Below are 5,701 nucleotides of genomic sequence, written 5' to 3'. Positions count from 1 at the left end.
CAATGCACCTTGATGGATTTGCCGATACCTGTGATGGCATTTGGGGTGGCTGGACCAAAGAAAAACGCCTGGAAATCATGAAGGACAGCCGCATTGGCAGTTTTGGGGCTATCGGACTGATTGGTTTGCTCGGACTCAAATACATAAGTTTGTTGAGCATTGGAGAAATCGCGGTGACCAGGTTTTCTCCTTTTAATGTTTCTACACAATATGTTTCGTGTTTCATTTCACCTGTCGTAATAAATAAGTGCATTGCATTGATATTGATGCCCGTTGTAGGAAGATGGGCGCAGGTCTGTGCCGCAGGGTTATCAATATATGCCAGAAATGAATCAGGTACCGGACTTTTTATCGCGAGAGGCACAACACGCAAGCAGGTATTTTATGCGTCATTGTTTCCTGTTTTTTTATTATGGTTTTTTTATCATCTGTATGGATTTGTGATAATTACGATAATAATTATTTTCACTCTTAGCTGGATTTGGTATATTAAAAAGAAAATTGGTGGGATGACAGGAGACACCCTGGGCGCCACCAATGAGGTTACAGAACTGGTGTTTTTATTGAGCCTTTTGCTACTTGGTAAACTTTAAAGCAGGCATTCGGCGACTTACCCCTTTGTTTCCCCGCGTTTACGGGGGGGGTGAAATTCCTTAACATAAATAGAGAATACTATGAGTTATTCATCCTATCTGAGACCGAGATCAGAAACTATCTCTGAAGAGGGTATTGAAGGGATTATCGATTTGGCGAATTTAACTTCCCAAAATGCAAAAAAAATAGAAGCTGACCCCGAATTGTTTTTCAGCCTCACGTATCCAACATCAGATATTCTGAAAGTTATTGAACAAATAAACGTAAGGTTCTCAACAAAGAAAAATTCATCGGGATTGTTCCTTTTCGAAGGTTTAAAAGGAAGTGGTAAATCACACATCCTCCTCTTCATTTACAATCTTTTCAGTCATATTGACATTGCACAAAAGTGGCTTAAGCGTAATAATCTCAATTGCGTTCTCCCTGATGACATCGTTGTTATTATAAATAAATTTACCGACATTCCGTATAGATATGTTTGGGAATTGATATATAAGAAGCTTGGTAAAAAAGCCCCGGATAAAATAATCCATCTTAGCCTGCCTGAATTTAAAGAAGCTATTGGTGATAATAAACTTATTCTTGTTCTTGACGAACTTGAACAAGGTATAAAAGTAATCGCTGATCCTGCTATTCAGGCACAAAATATAGCCTTTTTACAGATGATTTCCGAGTTCAGTAACAGATCGAAGCAGGTCACGACATTTGCAAGCATTTATGGTGACAGAGAAGAACCGGGAAGTACTCTGAAACGGGTCAAACCATTTATAGTTAAGTTTGATAGTACAAAAGACCAGTGCAATGTAATATTACACCGTTTGTTTGAAAATTACCTGGAATTCAATAATGAATCTGTTTCTCCTGTTATCGATAGCTATGGAAACATATGGCAAAAACATATCTCTTTGGATGCAGATGAGTTAAAAAACAGATTTCATGAGACCTATCCGTTTTCTCCATCGTTGATAGATGTTGTTTTAAAAAAGATACCGGCTAGAGGCGGTTTTCAGAATGTGAGAGGCGCCCTTTCATTTCTCGGAAATCTTGTTAAGCTCACTCATAGCACAAACGACATCATCACACCTGCCGATGCCTCTTTGGAAGACAAGGCGAATATTATCATGCTGAGAGATTTGGATATCGGAGGAGACCTTATAAACAGTGCAATCGAGAATATGGACGAACTCAGATCAAAAATCCCGATAGCTAACCGATTCGCTTCTGCCGTTCTCCTTTATTCAATTACCGGGTTTGAATCAGAAAAAGGATGTTCCCGCAATAAGCTTTTAATGGATATTCTTTCTCCGGGGATAGATATTAATGCATTTGACCAGGCGATAATGAATTTCCAGAAATATGCCTCTTATTTTCATACCAATGGAGACAGATTCTTCTTTGATATTGAAGAACAACCAGAAGCCAGGGTTGAATATCGGTCTCTTCATTACAAAGATGCCGCCAAGGATTTTATTATAGAACTTGTGAAATCTGAAATTTTCCGGGAGACATCAAGTACGGTTGTATTTGAATCTGTAGAACAGACACAACGACTCCTCAACGACTTTGAAAAAAACCGCTTGCGATATGTGATTACCGGACGACGTTTGACCCGGGAGGAAAGGCACAATATTTATTATGGTATGGACGTAAGAAACCTTATATTGGTACTTGAACCAAGGGATGCTGAATTTCAATTATTATCCGACAGAGACATTTTAAAGTGGGCAACAAGGGTAATCGCTGCGAAAAACCTTGCAGAAGGGACACGAAATACTTCCAAAAAGTCTGATTTTGAAAGGATAGCAAGGGCAGATCAATCATTCATTATTGAACGGATTAAAAGGGCAGGATTGGTCTTTGTTCATTGGATAAAATATGGAGAAAATGCACGTGATGACCAAATCGAACTTGAGCCCTTGCCAAAAGAATTTACAAAAGATAAGGTGCTTGAATCCCTTAGTCAGGATTTTTTCCCCCTGCTGACGATCAAGGAACATCTCGAATCACGACTTGAATATATAAAAGAAAAATCTGTTAAGGATATTGATGCAGTATACAGGACAACACTATGTTTTCCTATTCCAGCGCACGTTCGTGCGGTTTCAGCAGCAATTCGTGAACTTTGCAAGGAAGCGACTATCGGGATACAACACAGCAGGGGTAATTATTGCAGGAGAAATCCGGATCTTTCCGAAACAGAGCTTTTCAACGCAAAGATTATTTCTCCATTTTCAGAACAACAGCCTCCATCCCAAGCTGTTCCGCCACAAATTTGTCCACGCTGCGGACAAAAGACCTGTGAATGCGAAGAACCCCCACTTCCATCTATTATCTGTCAAAAATGTGGTCAGGAAACATGTATTTGTCCTAAAAAAGAAAGCATTTCCTTAAAAATACCTCCCAAAACGAGCATCGGTATACTCAGGGAGGAAACTGCTTCCAGATTACAGCAATATCAGGACGCAGACATAACAACGGTTGTGTATAAGCTTTTTTATCAAAAAACTAACATTGGAGACTTAAGCACACTTCCCGGATCGATCAGGGGGAATCTCAGCGGGCAGGGAGATGTTACGGCAGAAATAGCCATTACAAAAACCGGCCGATTCTCAAAATCCCAGATAGAACAACAGATCGAGTCCCTTCCATCGATTCCGGGTGCGGATTATTCTGTGGATATAACATTAGAAGTAAAGTAGCACTTTAGTTTTTTGAAAAAATCAATAGCTGAAAATGCCTTAGTGTCAATATGTAGAGGCAATTCATGAATTGCCTCTACAGGGTACGATAATCGCATCATTACTGGAATTTTTCAAAAAAACTAAAGTGTTACGAAGTAAATAAAAAGGGTGGCTGATTGGAAAATTTTAATCTCTCATTACTGGAAAAACTAACCAATGCAGGGCCGAGGCTACCATGGATTACGAAATGGCTTACAGAAGAAATTTGGAGCCCCTCGCATTATCACGCAGTCAGTCCCATAGAATATCTCAAAAAAGGCGAAGAGTCTGTCAACAGATTTGAGACCCTGATAGCAGCTTCGACTGACAGAATTTATGAAGAATTGTTATCACCGTCAGATATGAGTAAACAATTATTCAACGTTCTTTCTGACAGCCAAACTGCTGTCGTGGTCTTTGATGGCCTTTCACTGCGTGAGATTCCTATTATGATAAAACTTGCTGAAAAATCTGGTTTCAAAATTGAGAAAACAAGCTATTCTCATGCCGCTATACCCAGCGAAACGATGAACTTTATAGGACGTGAACTGAAATGCGCAGGCGTTGGGCCTTCACAGCTTGTTGGCAGAAGGGAACTCACAGAAAGGGGAATTACCGCTCTGTATTCAGGAAGCCCGACGCAAAGCATCGGCAATATACATGAAAACAATGCATTGCTTATCTGGTCTGCATTTCCTGACAATACATATACAGATAGCGGAGCGCGATTTGACTATCACTTTGAAAATATCCACATTCAGTTTGAAACGGCATGGATGAATACTGTGCAACAGATAAAGGGGAAAAACAAGATCATCATTACCAGTGATCATGGTTATATATTCTTTGGCACAGGAATGGATTTTGTGAGAAGTAGCCAGGAGACGCAAAAACTGAACGAATACTTCGGAAATGACAGATATGTTTATCTCAAGGAAAACCCCAATACCCCACCATCAGATGATATTTTAATAAATGCCAAAAGACAGGTTGCAATGGTCAAAGGGCGCGTAAAAACAAGGTCTACCGGAGAGGCAGCAGCGAAATTATATAAGCATGGAGGTCTGTCATTGATGGAAATGCTGACGCCATGGATTGTATTGGAGGTGTGATATGAGTGTAGTATGGGAAATAACTCCTCAAAAGGTTCAGAAAGTGATCCGTAAGATTATTGAGACGAGCCATCCCCGAAAAATAATTCTTTTCGGTTCTTTTGTACGTGGAGATATGCACACGTCCAGTGACCTTGATATTCTCGTGGTAACAGGTGATGATATTAAAAACACACGGAGAGAAAGTATACGCATTCGCCGTGCATTGAAGGGAATTATTATGTCCATGGATATCCTGGTTGTGCCAGAAAGCAAACTGGAAGAATTAGCAAATGTCCCTGGTCTGATTTATAGAGAAGTTTTAAGATACGGAAAGGTTGTTTATGAGTCCTCCAGATAAAGGACGTTTGCCAGCTTCTCCTGAAGAGTGGGTAACCCATGCCCGCAGCGATTTGACGCTTGCCCAAATTGGACGGGATAGTAGTAAAGTTTTGCATGAGCAAATTTGTTTTCATGCCCAGCAGGCAGCAGAAAAGGCCATTAAAGCTGTTCTTCTCTTTTATAAGGTTGATTTCCCCCTGACACATGACCTGGAAGAACTCGTTGACATCCTTGATAAGAACGGCATTTCTATACCAAAAGAGATTCTGGATGCTGGCATTTTGACACCATATGCCGTTGAAGCCCGTTACCCTGGCTATTGGGATGAAATAACCGAACACGACGTGGATGATGCACTACAACTTGCAGAAAAAATTGTAATATGGGCAGGGAAATGCATAAAGAAAAATTAATGCGTGCAATAGAAGATTCATTTCCCATTGTCGAAATTAATAGGCTGGCTGTGCCGGAACGCAATGCCTTTAAACCAATTTATCAAATGCATAAATGGTTTGCCCGCAGGGCGTCCTGCGTATTCAGGGCGATACTCCTGGCTTCCATGAAGCCTGCCGGCACAGACATCATGGAGGAGTTTTACAAAGACCATACCAATGATCCCGATACAAACGGCGTAAAGATTCTTGACCCATTCATGGGTGGCGGCACAACCGTTGTCGAGGCGTTGCGTCTCGGTTGCCATGTGACGGGTATTGATTTAAATCCCGTTGCCTGGTTTATCGTAAGGACAGAGGTAGAACCGGTTGATATTGACAGGCTCAGGGATGCATTTAAAAGACTTGAGGAGCGCAAGACCTGTACGGGAAAATCGGTAAAAGAGGAACTCCTCAGCCACTATAAAACCGAGTGCCCCTGCTGTGGGGCAAGCAGCGATGTCCCCTTTAATAAACTTATCTTTACCCACATTTTCTACTGGACAAATGCTGGCGGAGATAA

6 protein-coding genes are annotated in these 5,701 nt (G+C 41.0%); all 6 read left to right on the top strand.

Annotated features, from left to right (window positions below):
- A partial coding sequence (locus BIY37_RS00120) for an adenosylcobinamide-GDP ribazoletransferase (protein WP_070065824.1) occupies positions 1-593 on the top strand: 593 nt, incomplete at its 5' end.
- A gap of 81 nt (positions 594-674) precedes the next feature.
- Positions 675-3,293: a hypothetical protein gene (locus tag BIY37_RS00115; protein WP_070065823.1), complete on the top strand. Its 2,619-nt coding sequence runs from the start codon at positions 675-677 to the stop codon at positions 3,291-3,293.
- Positions 3,294-3,451: 158 nt separating this feature from the next.
- The gene (locus BIY37_RS00110) at positions 3,452-4,426 is read left to right on the top strand and encodes a hypothetical protein (RefSeq protein WP_070065822.1); all 975 of its coding nucleotides are present in this window, start codon (positions 3,452-3,454) and stop codon (positions 4,424-4,426) included.
- A 1-nt stretch (position 4,427) separates the two neighbouring features.
- Positions 4,428-4,766 (top strand): nucleotidyltransferase domain-containing protein, encoded by a 339-nt coding sequence (locus tag BIY37_RS00105; RefSeq protein WP_070065821.1) that lies wholly within the window; start codon positions 4,428-4,430, stop codon positions 4,764-4,766.
- Positions 4,750-5,160, top strand: coding sequence for a HEPN domain-containing protein (locus BIY37_RS00100; RefSeq protein WP_070065820.1), 411 nt, complete (start codon positions 4,750-4,752; stop codon positions 5,158-5,160). Before BIY37_RS00105 ends, BIY37_RS00100 begins: the two co-directional genes overlap by 17 nt.
- Positions 5,130-5,701: DUF1156 domain-containing protein (locus BIY37_RS12975; RefSeq protein ID WP_143299100.1), on the top strand; the 572-nt coding region annotated here is incomplete at its 3' end. The genes BIY37_RS00100 and BIY37_RS12975, both read left to right, overlap by 31 nt.

The sequence above is a fragment of the Candidatus Brocadia sapporoensis genome (assembly GCF_001753675.2).
GTDB lineage: Bacteria > Planctomycetota > Brocadiia > Brocadiales > Brocadiaceae > Brocadia > Brocadia sapporoensis.
The sequence above is the reverse complement of the archived record's forward strand: the minus strand, read 5'-3'. Positions and strand labels throughout refer to the sequence as shown.